Source organism: Pseudomonas sp. Ma2-10 (assembly GCF_054330215.1).
Window position 1 is genome coordinate 188220 of sequence record NZ_JBTEYL010000003.1, and the last position, 17021, is coordinate 205240.

Genomic DNA, 17021 nt, shown 5'->3' on the forward strand with positions numbered 1-17021 from the left:
GGACAGCCTCGGGAAGGGGTGTGCTTTGAGGCCGTGCATTCTAGCCTAAACAGGGCGCGACATCACCCGAAACGGTACGGGCGGCTGCACCCGGACGTCGGGCCGGGCGTTCGGACCGCAAACAGGTACGCGCCGAGCGTTATTTTTTCTATCACAACATGCGGCGCGGGCCCGCTCCTGCGGGCTCCAGAGCGGTTTTTAGCGGCCTAACAGACAAGCCTTTTGCTGTCGAGATATGGCGCTCGTGGTCCTTTGCGTATACTGCGCAGATGTTTTCCCCAACGGCTTTGCGTCCGCGGCTCGCCAAATGGCTGATCGCAACCGGACTCTTCCTGATGCTCAGTGGCTGTGTTGATAAACCCAACACGCTGGAGCGCGTAAAGGAGGATGGCGTGCTGCGGGTGGTTACCCGTAACAGCCCCGCCACCTACTTTCAGGATCGCAACGGTGAAACCGGCTTCGAATACGAGCTGGTGAAGCGCTTCGCCGACGATCTGGGGGTGGAGCTCAAAATCGAAACCGCCGACAACCTCGACGACCTGTTTAATCAGGTGGGCAAAACCAACGGCCCGGTGATCGCTGCTGCCGGCCTGGTCAGCAGCGACAAACGCAAACAGCAGGTGCGGTTTTCCCACTCTTACCTCGAAGTCACCCCGCAGATCATCTATCGCAACGGCCAATCGCGGCCGACCGACGCGAAGGATCTGGTGGGCAAGAAAATCATGGTGCTCAAGGGCAGCACCCACGCCGAGCAATTGGCGGAGCTGAAAGAAAAATATCCGGGCATTGAATACGAGGAGTCCGACGCCGTTGAAGTCGTCGATTTGCTGCGGATGGTCGACGAAGATCAGATTGATCTGACCCTGGTCGATTCAAACGAAGTCGCGATGAACCAGGTCTACTTCCCCAACGTGCGGGTAGCCTTCGACCTCGGTGACGCTGGCAACCAGAGCTGGGCGGTGGCCGCCGGCGACGACAACAGCTTGCTCAACGAGATCAACGCCTACCTCGACAAGGTGAAGAAAAACGGCACCCTGCAACGCCTGAAAGATCGCTATTACGGGCACGTCGATGTTCTCGGCTACGTGGGCGCCTATACCTTCGCCCAGCACCTGCAGCAACGGTTACCCAAGTACGAGACGCATTTCAAGGCTTATGCCAAGAAAGAGAAAGTCGACTGGCGCCTGCTGGCAGCAGTCGGTTATCAGGAATCCCTGTGGCAACCGACCGTCACGTCGAAGACCGGCGTGCGCGGCCTGATGATGCTGACCCAGAACACGGCGCAGGCCATGGGCGTGTCCAATCGACTGGACGCCAAACAAAGCATCATGGGTGGCGCCAAGTACCTGGCCCTGATGAAGGAACAGCTGGATGAGTCGATCCAGGAGCCGGATCGCACGTGGTTTGCACTCGCGGCCTATAACGTGGGCAGCGGCCATCTGGATGACGCGCGCAAACTGGCGACCAAGGAAGGACTGAACCCGGATAAGTGGCTGGACGTGAAAAAAATCCTGCCGCGCCTCTCCGAGAAGAAGTGGTTCAGCAAAACCCGTTACGGCTATGCCCGTGGCGGCGAACCGGTTCACTTCGTGGCGAACATCCGCCGCTACTACGACATCCTGACGTGGGTGACGCAACCGCAACTGGAAGGCAATCAGGTCGCCGAGGGCAACCTGCATGTGCCGGGGGTCGACAAGACCAAGCCGAACCCGGAAACCCCTCCGCTCTGACCCTGATGTCAGCCTTTGAGCGCAGCCGCCAGAATCAGCGCCTTCATCTCCGAAACCGCCGACTTCAACCCGACGAACAACGCATGAGCCACCAGCGCATGACCGATGTTCAGTTCGTTGATGCCTTTGATCGCCGCTACAGCTTCAACGTTGTGATAGTGCAGACCGTGACCGGCATTGACGATCAAACCTTGAGCCAGACCAAACGCCACGCCATCCGCCACACGCTTGAGTTCTTCAGCCACTTCGGTTGGCGTCTCGGCATCGGCGTAACGACCGGTATGCAGCTCGATGGCGGGCGCGCCGACACGACGGGACGCTTCGATCTGCCGCTCGTCGGCATCAATGAACAGCGACACTTCGCAGCCGATTTGCGCCAGGCGATCCACCGCCGCTTTGATCCGCGCTTCCTGCCCCGCCACGTCCAGACCACCTTCGGTCGTCAGCTCCTGACGAGTTTCCGGCACCAGGCAAATGTGCGCCGGACGAATCCGTTCGGCGAACATCATCATCTCTTCGGTGACGCCCATTTCGAAGTTCATGCGGGTTTGCAGCACATCCTTGAGCAGCAACACGTCGCGCTCCTGAATGTGCCGACGGTCTTCGCGCAAGTGCACGGTTATGCCGTCAGCACCCGCCTCTTCCGCGTCCAGTGCGGCCTTGACCGGATCCGGATAGCGCGTGCCCCGGGCCTGACGCAGGGTGGCAACATGGTCGATGTTCACGCCAAGAAGAATGCGATTGCTGGTGGTCACGGAAGCGCTCCTAGAAATGGGAAAGTTCGGCGCACAGCATACGGGGTGATCAGGGCTTGCGAAACAACTCGCGACTCACCAAGGGACGACCGCCCAGATGAACCGCCAGTGCCTGGCGCATCAATCGCTTGGCTGCCGATAGCGCGCCGGGGGCAGACCAATCTGCATCGGCCATCGCCAGCAGTTCGGTGCCATTGAACAGTCCGGGTTGCAGCAGATAGACCCGTTCGAGCCCCGCATCCACTTGCAAGCGGTAGAGACCGTCCGGCGCGACGGGATCGCCATGGATGTCGGTGGTCAAGGCGAAGCCGTAACCGAGATCATCGAGCAACCGCCACTCGAAGGAACGCAACAACGGTTCCAGCGGACGACCTTCGGCAAGCGCAAGCAGGGTCGCGGCGTAGTGATCAAACACAGCGGGATGCGGGTCTTCGGACGGTAACAGCCGAATCAACAGCTCATTGAGGTAAAGACCGCTGAACAACGCCTCACCATTGAGCCACGTGGAGACGCCAGCGCTTTCCATGCGACCTACGTTCTTCAATTCACCACGCCCACGCAACTCGACTTCCAGCGGCACGAACGGCCGTGCCAATGTCCCGGCCTTGCCCCGAGCACTGCGCAACACCGCCCGCAGCCGGCCTTGCGGCGTCAGGAAATCCACCAGCGCGCTGTTTTCGCGGTAGGCGCGACTGTGGAGTACGAAGGCGGGTTGGCCGGGGGGTGGGGTTTGGGACATGGAAGTCAGCGCTCTCAATGAGTCAGCACGGATTTATAAACTACCCAAAACCAATGTGGGAGCGAGCGTGTTCGCGATGAGGACCTGACATCCAACATTGATGTTGAATATCAGATCGCTATCGCGAGCAAGCTCGCTCCCACAGGGTTCTTCGGTGTATCAGGAACCGGTGTTACAGGTCGCCGTAACCCAGCGAACGCAAGGCGCGTTCATCGTCAGACCAGCCACCCTTCACCTTGACCCAGAGGTTGAGCATGATTTTGGAGTCGAATAGCAACTCCATGTCCTTGCGCGCCTCGGTGCCGATGCGTTTGATCCGCTCGCCCTTGTCACCAATGATGATTTTCTTCTGGCCGTCGCGCTCGACGAGGATCAAGGCATGGATGTGCAGGGTTTTGCCCTGCTGCTTGAACTCTTCGATTTCGACCGTGATCTGGTACGGCAGCTCGGCGCCCATCTGGCGCATGATTTTCTCGCGTACCAGTTCAGCGGCGAGGAAGCGGCTGCTGCGGTCGGTGATCTGGTCTTCCGGGAAGAAGTGCTCATTTTCCGGCAGGTAACCGGCAATCACACGCTCCAGCGCTTCGAGGTTATGCCCGTGCTGGGCCGAAATCGGCATGATCTGCGCGTTCGGCAGCTGTTCCTGTAACCAACTCAGGTGCGGCATCAGCTCGGCTTTGTCTTCGATGCGGTCAGTCTTGTTCAGCGCCACGATCAGCGGGCCAGTCACGTATTGAACGCGTTCGAGGACCATCTGGTCTTCGTCGGTCCACTTGGTGCGGTCAACCACGAAGATCACCACGTCGACGTCTTTCAACGCCGCCGAAGCGGTCTTGTTCATGTAGCGGTTCAGGGCTTTCTCGCCACCTTTGTGCATGCCGGGGGTGTCGACGTAGACCGCTTGTACCGCGCCTTCGGTCTTGATGCCGAGCATGTTGTGGCGAGTGGTCTGAGGCTTGCGCGAAGTGATCGCCAGCTTCTGACCGAGGATATGGTTCAGCAGCGTGGACTTGCCCACGTTGGGACGGCCGACGATGGCGACATAGCCACAGCGAGTTGCAGTTGAATCAGTCATGGCCATTCTCCACGCCCAGGGCAATCAGTGCTGCAGCGGCCGCTACCTGTTCGGCAATACGACGGCTCACACCCTGACCTCGGCTTTTTTCATTCAATAAGGTGATTTCACATTCGACGAAGAACGTCCGGCAATGCGGCTCACCCTGGATATCTACCACTTCATAACGCGGCAGCTCACACCCCCGCGACTGCAGGAACTCTTGCAGACGGGTTTTTGGATCTTTGTTGGTGTCGACCAGCGTCAGGCCTTCGAACTCCCCGGCCAGCCAGGCCAGTACGCGTTCGCGCGCCATGTCCATGCCGGCATCCAGGTAGATCGCACCAATCAACGCTTCAAGGGCATCGGCCAGAATCGACTCGCGACGGAACCCGCCGCTTTTCAGTTCACCGGAACCCAGGCGCAGGTATTCGCCCAGATCGAAACCGCGAGCCAGTACGGCCAGGGTCTCGCCTTTCACCAGGCGCGCGCGCAAGCGCGACAACTGACCTTCGCGGGCCAGCGGAAAGCGATCGAACAGCGCCTCGCCAGCGACAAAGTTAAGGATGGCATCACCCAGGAATTCCAGGCGTTCGTTGTTACGCCCGGCAAAGCTGCGGTGAGTCAGGGCCAGGACCATCAGTTCCTGATCCTTGAAGGTGTAGCCGAGCTGACGCTCGAGACGGCTTAAGGAGACGCTCACGGTTTACCCACGCTGAGTTCGCGGTTGGGTTCCACCGCCATCGCCGTGATGCGGCGCAGGCTTGGGACAATTAACGCTGTGTTCAAAAATAACGTCCTGAATATCGTAGTTTTCATGCTTCTATCGCCGATTATGCCGACTCCAGAAATGCATTCGGCGCTGTGTTCAACAGCGCCGCGTGTGATTACTTGATCAGGCCAACCCGCGAAAAATTCGGCAGGTGACTGAGTTTAGGTTCCGGCCAGCTCATCCAGACGGCGAAGGCCTTGCCGACGATATTCTTGTCGGGAACCATGCCCAGCAGATCTTTGGGAATGCTCGGATCATCCCAGTAGCGACTGTCATTCGAGTTGTCGCGGTTGTCGCCCATCATGAAGTAGTGCCCGGCAGGCACCGTCCACGAATGCTCCGGCGTTGCGCGGTAACGGCTCATTTCCTTGCGGATCAGGTGCTCGGCGGCGCCGAGTTTTTCCGTGTAGAGCTCAGCGCTGCCCAACGTGCCCGGCTCGGAGCCGACCAGTTGTTCGGCAATCGACTCACCGTTGACGAACAGACGCTTGTCGGCGGTGTAACGAATCTGGTCACCCGGCAGGCCCACTACACGCTTAATGTAGTTGACGCTCGGATCACTCGGGTAGCGGAACACCATCACATCGCCACGCTGTGGATCACCGACTTCGAAGACTTTCTGGTCGATCACCGGCAAGCGGATCCCGTAAGAAAACTTGTTCACCAGAATGAAATCGCCAACGTCCAACGTCGGTTTCATCGAGCCGGAAGGAATCTGGAACGGTTCCACCAGAAACGAACGCAGTACCAGCACGATGAACAACACCGGGAAGAACGACTTGCCGTATTCGACCAGCAGCGGTTCTTTGTTCAGCTTCTCGACCACCACCCCATCAGGCTGGCTGACGCTGCCCTGATAGGAGGCAATGGCGGAACGCCGACGCGGCGCCAGGAAAAGCAGATCGAGCAACGCCAACAAGCCGCAGACGAACACGGCGATGACCAGCAACAGCGGGAAATTTAGTGACATAGGACCTAACTATCCAACCTGAGCACTGCAAGGAAGGCTTCTTGTGGAATTTCCACGTTACCGACTTGCTTCATGCGTTTTTTACCGGCCTTTTGCTTTTCCAACAGCTTGCGCTTACGGCTAACGTCACCGCCGTAGCATTTGGCCAATACGTTCTTTCTGAGTGCCTTGACGGAAGTCCGCGCAATGATCTGCCCGCCGATGGCGGCCTGGATCGCGACGTCGAACATCTGGCGCGGAATCAGTTCTTTCATCTTCTCGGTCAACTGGCGACCTTTGTAGTGCGCGTTATCCTTGTGCACGATCAGCGCCAGGGCGTCGACTTTGTCACCGTTGATCAGCACATCCAGTTTCACCAGATTAGCCGATTGATAACGGTCGAAATGATAATCCAGCGAAGCATAGCCACGGCTGGTGGACTTCAGACGGTCGAAGAAGTCCAGGACCACTTCGTTCATCGGCAAATCGTAGGTCACTTGAACCTGGGTACCGAGGAACAGCATGTCGTGCTGTACGCCACGCTTCTCGATGCACAGGGTAATGACGTTGCCCAAGTGCTCTTGCGGCACAAGAATATTGGCCCGCACGATCGGTTCGCGCATGTCTTCGATCGAAGACAGGTCTGGAAGCTTCGACGGGTTGTCGACGTAAATCGTTTCACCGGTTTTCAGCAGCAGCTCGAAAATTACCGTCGGCGCCGTGGTGATCAGGTCCAGGTCGTACTCGCGCTCCAGGCGCTCCTGGATGATTTCCATGTGCAGCATGCCGAGGAACCCGCAACGGAAGCCGAAACCCAGGGCGTCGGAGCTTTCCGGGGTGTACTGCAGGGACGAGTCGTTGAGCGTGAGCTTTTGCAGAGCTTCACGGAAATCTTCGAAGTCGTCGGAGCTGACCGGGAACAGGCCGGCGTATACCTGCGGCTGAATGCGCTTGAAGCCTGGCAGCACGTCGACGTCCGGCGTGGAGCTCAAGGTCAAGGTGTCACCGACCGGCGCACCGTGAATATCCTTGATGCCGGCGATAATGAAGCCCACTTCACCAGCCTTCAGGTCAACGGTGGCGGTGTGTTTCGGGTTGAAGACACCGACGCTGTCCACGAGGTGGATCTTGCCGGTGGACTTGACCAGGATCTTGTCGCCCTTCTTCACACGACCGTGGCGCACGCGAACCAGGGAAACAACGCCCAGGTAGTTGTCGAACCAGGAGTCGATGATCAACGCTTGCAGCGGATCTTCATAGTTGCCGGTTGGCGCAGGAATGGTCTTGACCAGACGTTCTAGCACTTCGTCGACGCCCAGACCCGTCTTGGCACTGCACTCGACCGCGTCGGTGGCATCGATGCCGATGATTTTTTCGATTTCTTCTTTCACGCGGTCGGGATCGGCCTGAGGCAGGTCGATCTTGTTCAGGACCGGCATCACTTCCAGGCCCTGCTCAATCGCGGTGTAGCAGTTGGCTACCGACTGCGCTTCAACGCCCTGCCCGGCATCGACCACCAGCAACGCGCCTTCACAGGCCGCCAACGACCGACTGACTTCATAGGTGAAGTCGACGTGGCCCGGGGTGTCAATGAAGTTCAGCTGGTACCTGATGCCATCGCGAGCGGTGTAATACAGGGTGACGCTGTGGGCCTTGATGGTGATCCCGCGTTCACGTTCCAGGTCCATGGAATCCAGAACCTGGGCTTCCATTTCGCGCTCGGCAAGGCCGCCACACATCTGGATGAAGCGATCGGCCAGCGTCGACTTGCCATGGTCAATGTGGGCGATGATGGAGAAATTGCGGATATGACTCAAATCACTCACGGATCAACACTCAAAAAGGCTGCAGGCATTGCCCGCCGAAAAATAGCCGGGAATTGTACCTGATCCACGGCGCAAGCGTCACGCTCGCAGGTCAGACGGCGCCTACAAAAACGCCCCCGTCTTGCGACAGGGGCGTTTTGAGTGACCAGCAAGACCCGAAAAAACCCCTTGATCAACCGGCCCTGCGCAACAACCAGAGCCCGGCCAAGCCACAAACACCCGCCGGAACAAGCACCGCAAACAGTGGCGAGAAACCAAAGACCAGGCTCGAAGGACCGAGCAAATCCTGAACGATACGGAAGGTGAAGCCCACCAGCACACCAGTGAATACGCGCTGACCGAGGGTCACCGAGCGCAAAGGACCGAAGATGAAGGAAATCGCCATCAGTACCAGCGCGGCAGTGACCAGCGGTTGCAACACCTTGACCCAAAATGCCAGCCAGTAACGACCATTGCTCAGGCCTTGGTCAGCCAGGTAGTGGATGTAACCCCACAGACCGCTGATCGACAGCGTATCAGGCGACATGACCACCGTACTCAACAACTGCGGACTCAAGGCGACATTCCAGCGCTCGACCGGGGCGGTGACCACTTCGGTGCTCTTTTCATGGAACAGCGTGGTGGTGACGTCGCTCAATTGCCAGTGATCCTGATCGAACTCCGCCCGCTTGGCGAAGCTGGAAGACAGCATGTGATGCTCTTTGTCGAATCGATAACGGGTGACGCCGTACAGCAAACCATTGGGCTGCACAGAGTTGACGTGAATAAACTCATCACCCTGGCGATGCCACAAACCATGCTTGGCGCTCTGCGCATCACCGCCACCCTGAGCCAGGGAACGATTGGCCTGAGCAGTGACTTCGGTGGCCGGAGCAACGTATTCGCCGATCAGCACACCCACCACCATCAGGACCAGCATTGGCTTCATGACCGCCCAGACGATGCGCCCGATCGACACGCCCGCGGCGCGCATGATGGTCAGTTCGCTGTGACTGGCGAGACTGCCGAGGCCGATCAGGCAACCGATCAGTGCAGCCATCGGCAACATTTCGTAAAGACGACGCGGCGCGGTCATCAGGACATAACTCAACACGTCGACCAAAGTGTAGGTATCGCCGACCTCACTCATTTCATCGATGAAGGCGAACAGTGTCGCCAGACCGAGAATGATCCCCAGTACCGCCAGAATTGCAACGAACACACTGCTACCAATGTAGCGATCGAGCTTATCCACGAGCCATCTCCAGCGCGCTGCGACGACTCGCCAGCTTCAACCGTAAGGGTTCCCAATAGAGCAAGCACAGGCCGATGGTCAGGAAGATTGCATGCACCCACCACAACCCTAGCGCTGGCGGGATTTTGCCCTTTTCAAGGGCGCCGCGAGCGGCAATCAGGATGGACAGGTAGGCCATATAGAGAAGAATCGCCGGCAACAGCTTGAGGAAACGGCCCTGACGCGGATTGACCCGCGACAGCGGCACGGCCATCAGGGTCACGATGAAGACCAGCAATGGCAGGGACAGACGCCATTGCAGTTCGGTGCGGGATCGAATGTCATCGCTGCCGATCAGGGAGCGAGTGGTCATCGCGTCACGGTCGGTCACTTCGTTGCTGACGTCCGGTTTGGGTAGCAATACGCCGTACTCCTCGTACTTGATCACCCTGTAGTCGGCCTGTCCCGGATTGCCGTCATAGCGATAGCCGTTGTCGAGAATCAGGTAACGGTTACCGTCTGGGCGAATTTCCTGACGCCCCTTCTCGGCCACCAGCACGGAAATCCCGCGATCCTTCTTATCGGTCGAGACGTTCTTTTGCGAAATGAATACGCCGCCGAGGTTGATGCGATCATCCGATAGCGTTTCGGTGTAGGTCACCCGTGTCCCGTCACGCAGCGCCTGGAAGCGACCCGGCTCGAGGGTGTCGAACTCGGTCAGGGCATCCTGCTTGTTCAGCAGCAACTGGAACTGATTGGCTCCTTGCGGCGCCAGGCTCAGGCTCAGCCATGCCACCACCAGTGCGACCAAGGTGGCTGGAAAAAGGGTCATGGCAAACAGACGCTGCTGGCTCATGCCGGTAGCCGACAGCACCGTCATTTCGCTTTCAAGGTACAGGCGACCGTAGGCCAGCAGGATTCCGAGAAACAGGCCCAATGGCAAAATCAACTGCAGGAAACCCGGCAGACGAAAGCCCATGATCAGGAATAGCGAGCCCGGATCCAGGAGGCCAGAGGCGGCCTGGGCGAGGTATTTGATGAAGCGACCGCTCATGATGATGACCAGCAGCACAGCGCTGACGGCGCTCAAGGTCAACAGGACTTCGCGGGATAGATAACGGAAGACGATCAAACCAGACACTCCAGGGTTGTCAGGCTAAGGCGGCCAAACAAGCAAACGTATCAGACGGCCCGCAGGGCAGAGCCGCCGAAAAAGTTGGCGCATTATCCTGTGATTGGGTGCGCCTGTCACTGCGCATGCTCAAGCAGGCGGGTAAAGCGCTGAAGATCGTACGACCGAGGGTTGTCAGGCTCGGGGCACGAGGTTCAAACTGCGGCCTTTGTCGCGGGCCGTGATCTGCGCCTTTCTATTTATAAGCAAGCTCGAATGCATGCCGTCGAGCTCTTGCGTGTTGACCATTAATTCAGGGACCCGGATATGGAACTGGTTGTAAAAAGCGTTAGCCCAGAAACGTTGAAAACCGCCACTCTGGTGGTCGCCGTCGGCGAAGGCCGCAAGCTCGGCGCCGTCGCCAAACAACTCGACGAACTGAGCGGTGGCGCCATCAGCGCGGTGCTCAAGCGCGGCGACCTGGCTGGCAAAGTCGGTCAGAGTCTGCTGCTGCACAGCCTGCCGAACCTCAAGGCCGAACGCGTGCTGCTGGTGGGCGTGGGCAAAGACGAAGAGCTGGGCGACCGCCCGTTCCGCAAGATCATTGCCGGCATCCTCAACACCCTTAAAGGCCTGGGCGGCAGCGATGCGGTGCTGGCCCTGGACGAAGTCGCGGTAAAAGGCCGCGACAGCTATGGCAAGACCCGCCTGCTGGCCGAAACCCTGGTGGACGGCGAATACACGTTCGACCAGTTCAAAAGCCAGAAAGCCGAGCCTCGCGCCCTGAAGAAAGTCACCCTGTTGACCATCAAGGCTGCACAGGCTGAAGTCGAGCGCGCCGTGGCCCACGCCACCGCTATCGCCAACGGCATGGCGTTCACCCGCGACCTGGGCAACCTGCCGCCGAACATCTGCCACCCAACGTTCCTGGGTGAGCAGGCGAAGAACCTGGGCAAAGAATTCAAAAGCCTGAAAGTCGAAGTCCTTGATGAGAAGAAGATCAAGGACCTGGGCATGGGCTCGTTCTACGCCGTCGGCCAGGGCAGCGCCCAGCCACCGCGCCTGATCGTCATGCAATACAACGGCGGCAAGAAATCCGAGAAGCCGTATGCACTGGTCGGCAAAGGCATCACCTTTGACACGGGCGGCATAAGCCTTAAGCCGGGCGCCGGCATGGATGAAATGAAATACGATATGGGCGGCGCTGCCAGCGTATTCGGTACGCTGCGTGCCGTGCTCGAGCTGAAACTGCCGATCAACCTGGTGTGCATCCTGGCCTGCGCCGAGAACATGCCGAGCGGCAATGCTTCGCGTCCTGGCGACATCGTCACCACCATGAGCGGCCAGACCGTGGAAATCCTCAACACCGACGCCGAAGGCCGTCTGGTGCTGTGCGACGCCCTGACCTACTCCGAGCGCTTCAAGCCGCAAGCGGTGATCGACATCGCGACCCTGACCGGCGCATGCGTTGTTGCACTGGGCGCGCACACCTCCGGCCTGCTGGGCAACAACGACGAACTGATCGGCCAACTGCTGAGCGCTGGCCAATCGGCTGACGATCGCGCCTGGCAACTGCCGCTGTTCGATGAGTACCAGGAACAACTGGACAGTCCGTTCGCCGACATCGCCAACATTGGCGGCCCGAAAGCCGGCACCATCACCGCTGCCTGCTTCCTGTCGCGCTTCACCAAGAACCTCAACTGGGCGCACCTGGACATCGCCGGTACGGCCTGGACCAGCGGCGGCAAGGACAAGGGCGCCACAGGCCGTCCGGTTCCGCTGCTGACCCAATACCTGCTGGATCGCGCCAAAGCCTGAAATCGATGACTTCACGTGGTGTCACTCTCGGGTGATGCCACTCGAAGCTCAGGAACCGCAATGTCCAAAGTCGACTTCTATATCCTGCCCAGCGCCGATCCTTCGGCGCGGCTGGACTTTGCCTGCAAACTCACCGAAAAAGCCTGGCGCATGGGCCACCGAATCTATCTGCATTGCAGCGATGCCGCCCAGCGCGACGATCTCGATGCTCGCCTGTGGACCTTCAAGGGCGAAAGCTTCGTGCCCCACGGTCCCGCTGAGAATGACCTGAACGGTTTGATTGTGTTGGGCCTGGGCGATGACTGCGGTCCGCATCAGGACCTGTTGGTCAATCTCGCCCTGAAAGTCCCGGCATTCGCCAACAAGTTCGCCCGCGTGGCGGAAGTGGTGGTGGAAGATCCGACGATTCGTACGGCTGCGCGGGAGAGTTTCCGTTTCTACCGCGAACAGGGCTATCCTCTGCAAGATCACCGCCTACAGCGACTCTGAGCATTCCGATGGACACTTCAAAACCGCTGCAACAGTCCGCGCACCTGCTGGACGACCTTGAGTCGATCCGTCAATTGCTCGGCGATGACAACCTGCAACCACCCTTGCTCACCGACACGGTCGAGGAAGGTGATCAGGAACAGATTCCGATGCTGTTCGATACGGTCGGCGCCAGCCCACCCATTCTCGAACCGGCGCCTCCCGCCCCGACGGCCCCCGCCGCCAGCAAGGGCCCCGACGACCTGCTGCACCTGGATGACGAACTGCGCGCCGCCGCGCAATTGATCATGCAAGACGTAATCGACGACTTCGCCCCGCACATCGAAACCGAAATCAAACGCCGTCTCAGCGCACGAATGGAACGGTTGTTGAGTCAGTACGAGTAATCCCAGACCTTTGTGGGAGCGAGCTTGGTCCCACATTGATTCTCTGCTGTTGCTGATGGCCAGGTCCCCCCCGCGTTCAACTCGCCCTACGCCCCATGCCCCGCTATACTTGCCGGCTTTTCCTGAATAAATGCCAATAGGGTCCCGCCGCGCATGGATAAGACCTACCAGCCGCACGCCATTGAAACTTCCTGGTACAACACTTGGGAGTCAGAAAATTACTTCGCCCCGCAAGGCGCGGGCGAGTCCTACACCATCATGATTCCGCCGCCGAACGTCACCGGCAGCCTGCACATGGGTCACGGCTTCAACAACGCGATCATGGACGCCCTGATCCGTTTCCGCCGCATGCAGGGTCGTAACACCCTGTGGCAGCCGGGTACCGACCACGCCGGTATCGCCACGCAAATGCTGGTGGAGCGTCAACTTGAAGCTCAGGGCCAGAGTCGCCACGACCTGGGCCGCGAAAAATTTCTCGAGAAAGTCTGGGAATGGAAGGATCAGTCCGGCGGCAACATCAGCCGCCAGATCCGCCGCCTTGGCTCGTCCGTGGACTGGAGCCGCGAGCGCTTCACCATGGACGACGGCCTCTCGGAATCCGTTAAAGAAGCCTTTGTGCGCCTGCACGAAGACGGCCTGATCTACCGCGGCAAGCGCCTGGTCAACTGGGACACCAAGTTGCACACGGCAATTTCTGACCTCGAAGTGGAAAACCACGACGAGAAAGGTTTCCTGTGGAACCTGAAATACCCGCTGGCCGACGGCGCCAAGACCGCTGAAGGCAATGATTACCTGATCGTCGCGACCACTCGCCCGGAAACCATGCTCGGCGACTCCGCCGTCGCGGTGAACCCGAACGATGAGCGCTACCAAGCCTTGATCGGCAAATTTGTCGAGCTGCCGCTGGTCGGCCGCCGTATCCCGATCATCGCCGATGATTATTGCGATCCTGAATTCGGCACCGGCTGCGTGAAAATCACCCCGGCCCACGATTTCAACGACTACGAAGTCGGCAAGCGCCACAACCTGCCGCTGCTGAACATCTTCGACAAGAACGCCGCTGTATTGCCGACCTGTCAGGTGTTCAACCTCGACGGCACGCTGAACGAAAGCATCGACAGCAAGATCCCGGCCGAATACGCCGGTCTTGATCGCTTCGAAGCACGTAAGCAGATCGTTGCTGCGTTCGACGCCGCCGGCCTGCTGGTCAGCGTTGACGATCACAACCTGAAAGTGCCGAAAGGCGATCGCTCCGGCACGATCATCGAGCCATGGCTGACCGACCAGTGGTACGTATCGACCAAACCGTTGGCCGAGCCCGCGATTGCCGCCGTTGAAGACGGCCGTATCCAGTTCGTGCCGAAACAATACGAAAACATGTACTTCTCGTGGATGCGCGACATCCAGGACTGGTGCATCAGCCGTCAGTTGTGGTGGGGCCACCGGATCCCGGCCTGGTACGACGAATCGGGCAAGGTCTATGTCGGTCGCGACGAAGCCGAAGTACGTGCCAAGCACAACCTCGGCCCGGACGTTGCGCTGCAACAGGACAACGACGTGCTCGACACCTGGTTCAGTTCGGGCCTGTGGACGTTCTCGACGCTCGGCTGGCCAGAGCAGACCGAGTTCCTGAAGAAATTCCACTCCACCGACGTGTTGGTGACTGGCTTCGACATTATTTTCTTCTGGGTCGCCCGGATGATCATGCTCACCCTGCACTTGGTGAAGAACGAAGACGGCACGCCGCAGGTTCCATTCAAGACTGTTTATGTTCACGGTCTGGTGCGTGATGGCCAGGGCCAGAAGATGTCCAAGTCCAAGGGCAACGTCCTGGACCCGCTGGACATCATCGACGGCATCGAGCTCGAAGACCTGGTGCACAAACGCACCTCGGGCATGATGCAGCCGAAACTGGCGAAGAAGATCGAGAAGCAGACCCGCGACGAGTTCGCTGACGGCATCGCCAGCTACGGCACCGACGCCCTGCGTTTCACCTTCTGCTCACTGGCCTCCACCGGTCGCGACATCAAGTTCGACATGGGCCGTGTCGAGGGCTATCGCAACTTCTGCAACAAGATCTGGAACGCCGCGCGCTACGTGCTGGACAAGGGCGAAGACTGCGCTCAGAACGGCGAAGTTTACGAGCTGTCGCTGGCGGATCGCTGGATCATTTCGCAACTGCAACGCACCGAAGCCGAAGTGACCCGTCAACTCGATCAGTTCCGCTTCGACCTGGCCGCACAAGCCTTGTACGAGTTCATCTGGAACCAGTATTGCGACTGGTACCTGGAACTCTCCAAGCCTGTGCTGTGGGACGAAAACGCGCCGGTCGAACGTCAGCGTGGCACCCGCCGCACGCTGGTTCGGGTGTTGGAAGTTGCGCTGCGCCTGGCACATCCGTTCATGCCGTTCATCACCGAAGAAATCTGGCAGCGCATAGCGCCGCTGGCCGGTATCGACGGCAAGACGATCATGCTGCAGCCGTGGCCAGTGGCCAATGAAGAGCGCATCGATCCGGCTGCCGAAAACGACATCGAATGGCTTAAAGGCCTGATGCTCGGCACGCGAAACATCCGTGGCGAAATGAACATCGGTCCAGGCAAGCCGTTGAACCTGTTCCTGAAAAACGTCAGCACCGAAGATCAGCGTCGTCTCACCGAGAACGAAGCCCTGCTGAAGAAGCTGGCTCGTCTCGAATCGATCACTGTGTTGGCTGCCGGCGAAGAAGCACCGCTGTCCGCTACCGCACTGGTTGGCGAGATGGAAGTGCTGGTGCCGATGGCCGGCCTGATCGACAAAGCTGCTGAGCTGGCGCGTCTGGACAAGGAAATCCTGCGTCTGCAGGGCGAAGTTCAGCGGGTTGGCGGCAAGCTGTCTAACGCCGGTTTCGTCGACAAGGCCCCGGCCGAAGTCATCGAGAAGGAACGCGCCAAACTGGCTGAAGCTGAACAGGCTTTGGGCAAGTTGGCCGAGCAGCATGCGCGGATTGCCAGCCTGTAACGGCAAATCGCAATGAAAACGGGAGGCCAAGTGGCCTCCCGTTTTTTTGCGCCGAGAATCCCGCGCGGATGTGGGACAATACCCGCCACTTTTAGCCATACCCGAATCGACCACGCCCATGAACGCCCCTCGCACACCCCGCCCCGCGCGCAAAAAGCCTGACACCGCCACCCCGGCCAAAGCCGTGGAGCCCCGCGAAAAGGCCAGCCTGCATCCGCGCAACCGCCATCAGGGTCGTTACGACTTCCCGGCGCTGATCAAAACCACGCCGGAGCTGGCGAAGTTTGTGATCCTCAATCCGTACGGCAAGGAAAGTATCGACTTCGCCAGCCCGGACGCAGTGCGGGTGTTCAACCGTGCGCTGCTCAAGTCGTTCTACGGCGTCGCCCATTGGGACATCCCGGCCGACTACCTCTGCCCACCGGTTCCGGGGCGTGCCGATTACGTGCACTTCCTGGCTGACCTGCTGGCTAGCGTCAACGACGGTGAGATCCCGCGCGGCGCGCCAGTCAAGGTGCTCGATATCGGCATGGGCGCCAACTGCGTCTATCCGTTGATCGGCTACAGCGACTACCGCTGGCACTTCCTTGGCTCGGAAATCGACCCGACGGCCGTGGCTGCCGCCAAAGCCATCGTCCAGTCCAACGGACTGAACAAAGCCATCCAGTTGCGCCAACAAAGCAACCCCAAGCACATTCTGCTAGGCCTGCTCGAACCCGGCGAACGCTTTGATCTGACCATGTGCAATCCGCCGTTCCACGCCTCGATGGACGAAGCGACCAAAGGCAGCGAGCGTAAATGGCGCGCACTGGGCCGTGCCGATCCAAAACGCAAACTGCCGGTGCTGAACTTTGGCGGTCAATCGGCAGAATTGTGGTGTGAAGGTGGCGAAGCACGGTTTGTGACGCAACTGATCGCCGAGAGCGCGCACTTCCAACACAAAGTGCTTTGGTTCAGCACCTTGGTCTCGAAAGCCTCCAACCTGCCGGCGATCCAGACAGCCCTGAAAAAGGCCGGCGTTTTGGAAAGCCAGGTCGTGGAAATGTCTCAGGGCCAGAAGCAAAGCCGCTTCGTCGCCTGGACCTTCCAGACCAAATCCGAGCAACAGGTCTGGCGCGAGCGTTGGGTTCGCAAAAGCTGATTAGTCACTGAGCCAGCGATTGGCCCTTGGCTAGTCGC

The 17021-nt window shown here is 59.2% G+C and carries 14 protein-coding genes; 6 read left to right on the forward strand and 8 right to left on the reverse strand.

Translation table 11 applies throughout. From position 1 onward, the window contains the following. The first annotated feature begins 269 nt into the window (after window positions 1–269). Window positions 270–1730: a membrane-bound lytic murein transglycosylase MltF gene (gene mltF / locus ACXPVS_RS05945; RefSeq protein WP_458509092.1), complete on the forward strand. Its 1461-nt coding sequence runs from the start codon at window positions 270–272 to the stop codon at window positions 1728–1730. An 8-nt stretch (window positions 1731–1738) separates the two neighbouring features. Here mltF and pdxJ read toward each other — a convergent pair whose 3' ends face one another. The 8 genes from pdxJ to lptF form a co-directional block, all read right to left on the reverse strand. Further along, window positions 1739–2485, reverse strand: coding sequence for a pyridoxine 5'-phosphate synthase (pdxJ, locus tag ACXPVS_RS05950; protein ID WP_458509093.1), 747 nt, complete (start codon window positions 2483–2485; stop codon window positions 1739–1741). A 49-nt stretch (window positions 2486–2534) separates the two neighbouring features. Beyond that, window positions 2535–3224 (reverse strand): DNA repair protein RecO, encoded by a 690-nt coding sequence (recO, locus tag ACXPVS_RS05955; RefSeq protein ID WP_458509094.1) that lies wholly within the window; start codon window positions 3222–3224, stop codon window positions 2535–2537. Between the two features lie 172 nt (window positions 3225–3396). After that, window positions 3397–4299 (reverse strand): GTPase Era, encoded by a 903-nt coding sequence (gene era / locus ACXPVS_RS05960; protein WP_003210432.1) that lies wholly within the window; start codon window positions 4297–4299, stop codon window positions 3397–3399. Next, a complete protein-coding gene (rnc, locus tag ACXPVS_RS05965) occupies window positions 4292–4981 on the reverse strand; it encodes a ribonuclease III (RefSeq protein ID WP_033053426.1) in 690 nt (229 codons plus the stop codon). Before rnc ends, era begins: the two co-directional genes overlap by 8 nt. Window positions 4982–5165: 184 nt before the next feature. After that, entirely contained in the window at window positions 5166–6020 is an 855-nt protein-coding gene (lepB, locus tag ACXPVS_RS05970) for a signal peptidase I (RefSeq protein ID WP_458509095.1), read from the reverse strand. A gap of 5 nt (window positions 6021–6025) precedes the next feature. Further along, complete coding sequence (gene lepA, locus ACXPVS_RS05975; protein WP_458509096.1) at window positions 6026–7825, reverse strand: translation elongation factor 4; 1800 nt, start codon at window positions 7823–7825, stop codon at window positions 6026–6028. A 172-nt stretch (window positions 7826–7997) separates the two neighbouring features. Next, the gene (gene lptG / locus ACXPVS_RS05980; RefSeq protein ID WP_458509097.1) at window positions 7998–9059 is read right to left on the reverse strand and encodes an LPS export ABC transporter permease LptG; all 1062 of its coding nucleotides are present in this window, start codon (window positions 9057–9059) and stop codon (window positions 7998–8000) included. Continuing rightward, window positions 9052–10170, reverse strand: a complete 1119-nt coding sequence (gene lptF, locus ACXPVS_RS05985; RefSeq protein WP_458509098.1) for an LPS export ABC transporter permease LptF — start codon at window positions 10168–10170, stop codon at window positions 9052–9054. Before lptF ends, lptG begins: the two co-directional genes overlap by 8 nt. Before the next feature lie 306 nt (window positions 10171–10476). Between lptF and ACXPVS_RS05990 the strand changes: the two genes are divergently transcribed. From ACXPVS_RS05990 to rlmF, 5 genes are all read left to right on the forward strand, one after another. Continuing rightward, window positions 10477–11967, forward strand: coding sequence for a leucyl aminopeptidase (locus ACXPVS_RS05990; protein WP_458509099.1), 1491 nt, complete (start codon window positions 10477–10479; stop codon window positions 11965–11967). Between the two features lie 60 nt (window positions 11968–12027). Further along, complete coding sequence (locus ACXPVS_RS05995; protein WP_458509100.1) at window positions 12028–12456, forward strand: DNA polymerase III subunit chi; 429 nt, start codon at window positions 12028–12030, stop codon at window positions 12454–12456. A gap of 8 nt (window positions 12457–12464) precedes the next feature. Next, window positions 12465–12842 (forward strand): DNA polymerase III subunit chi, encoded by a 378-nt coding sequence (locus ACXPVS_RS06000; RefSeq protein WP_458509101.1) that lies wholly within the window; start codon window positions 12465–12467, stop codon window positions 12840–12842. Window positions 12843–12995: 153 nt separating this feature from the next. After that, entirely contained in the window at window positions 12996–15842 is a 2847-nt protein-coding gene (locus ACXPVS_RS06005; protein ID WP_458509102.1) for a valine--tRNA ligase, read from the forward strand. Between the two features lie 118 nt (window positions 15843–15960). Further along, window positions 15961–16983, forward strand: a complete 1023-nt coding sequence (rlmF, locus tag ACXPVS_RS06010; protein ID WP_458509103.1) for a 23S rRNA (adenine(1618)-N(6))-methyltransferase RlmF — start codon at window positions 15961–15963, stop codon at window positions 16981–16983. Window positions 16984–17021: the final 38 nt, after the last annotated feature.

Bases quoted from the DNA above. Each gene is read 5' to 3' on its own strand.
- mltF (WP_458509092.1), top strand. From the start codon at position 270: ATGTTTTCCCCAACGGCTTTGCGTCCGCGGCTCGCCAAATGGCTGATC.
- recO (WP_458509094.1), bottom strand. From the start codon at position 3,224: ATGTCCCAAACCCCACCCCCCGGCCAACCCGCCTTCGTACTCCACAGT.
- era (WP_003210432.1), bottom strand. From the start codon at position 4,299: ATGACTGATTCAACTGCAACTCGCTGTGGCTATGTCGCCATCGTCGGC.
- lepB (WP_458509095.1), bottom strand. From the start codon at position 6,020: ATGTCACTAAATTTCCCGCTGTTGCTGGTCATCGCCGTGTTCGTCTGC.
- ACXPVS_RS05990 (WP_458509099.1), top strand. From the start codon at position 10,477: ATGGAACTGGTTGTAAAAAGCGTTAGCCCAGAAACGTTGAAAACCGCC.
- ACXPVS_RS05995 (WP_458509100.1), top strand. From the start codon at position 12,028: ATGTCCAAAGTCGACTTCTATATCCTGCCCAGCGCCGATCCTTCGGCG.
- ACXPVS_RS06000 (WP_458509101.1), top strand. From the start codon at position 12,465: ATGGACACTTCAAAACCGCTGCAACAGTCCGCGCACCTGCTGGACGAC.
- ACXPVS_RS06005 (WP_458509102.1), top strand. From the start codon at position 12,996: ATGGATAAGACCTACCAGCCGCACGCCATTGAAACTTCCTGGTACAAC.
- rlmF (WP_458509103.1), top strand. From the start codon at position 15,961: ATGAACGCCCCTCGCACACCCCGCCCCGCGCGCAAAAAGCCTGACACC.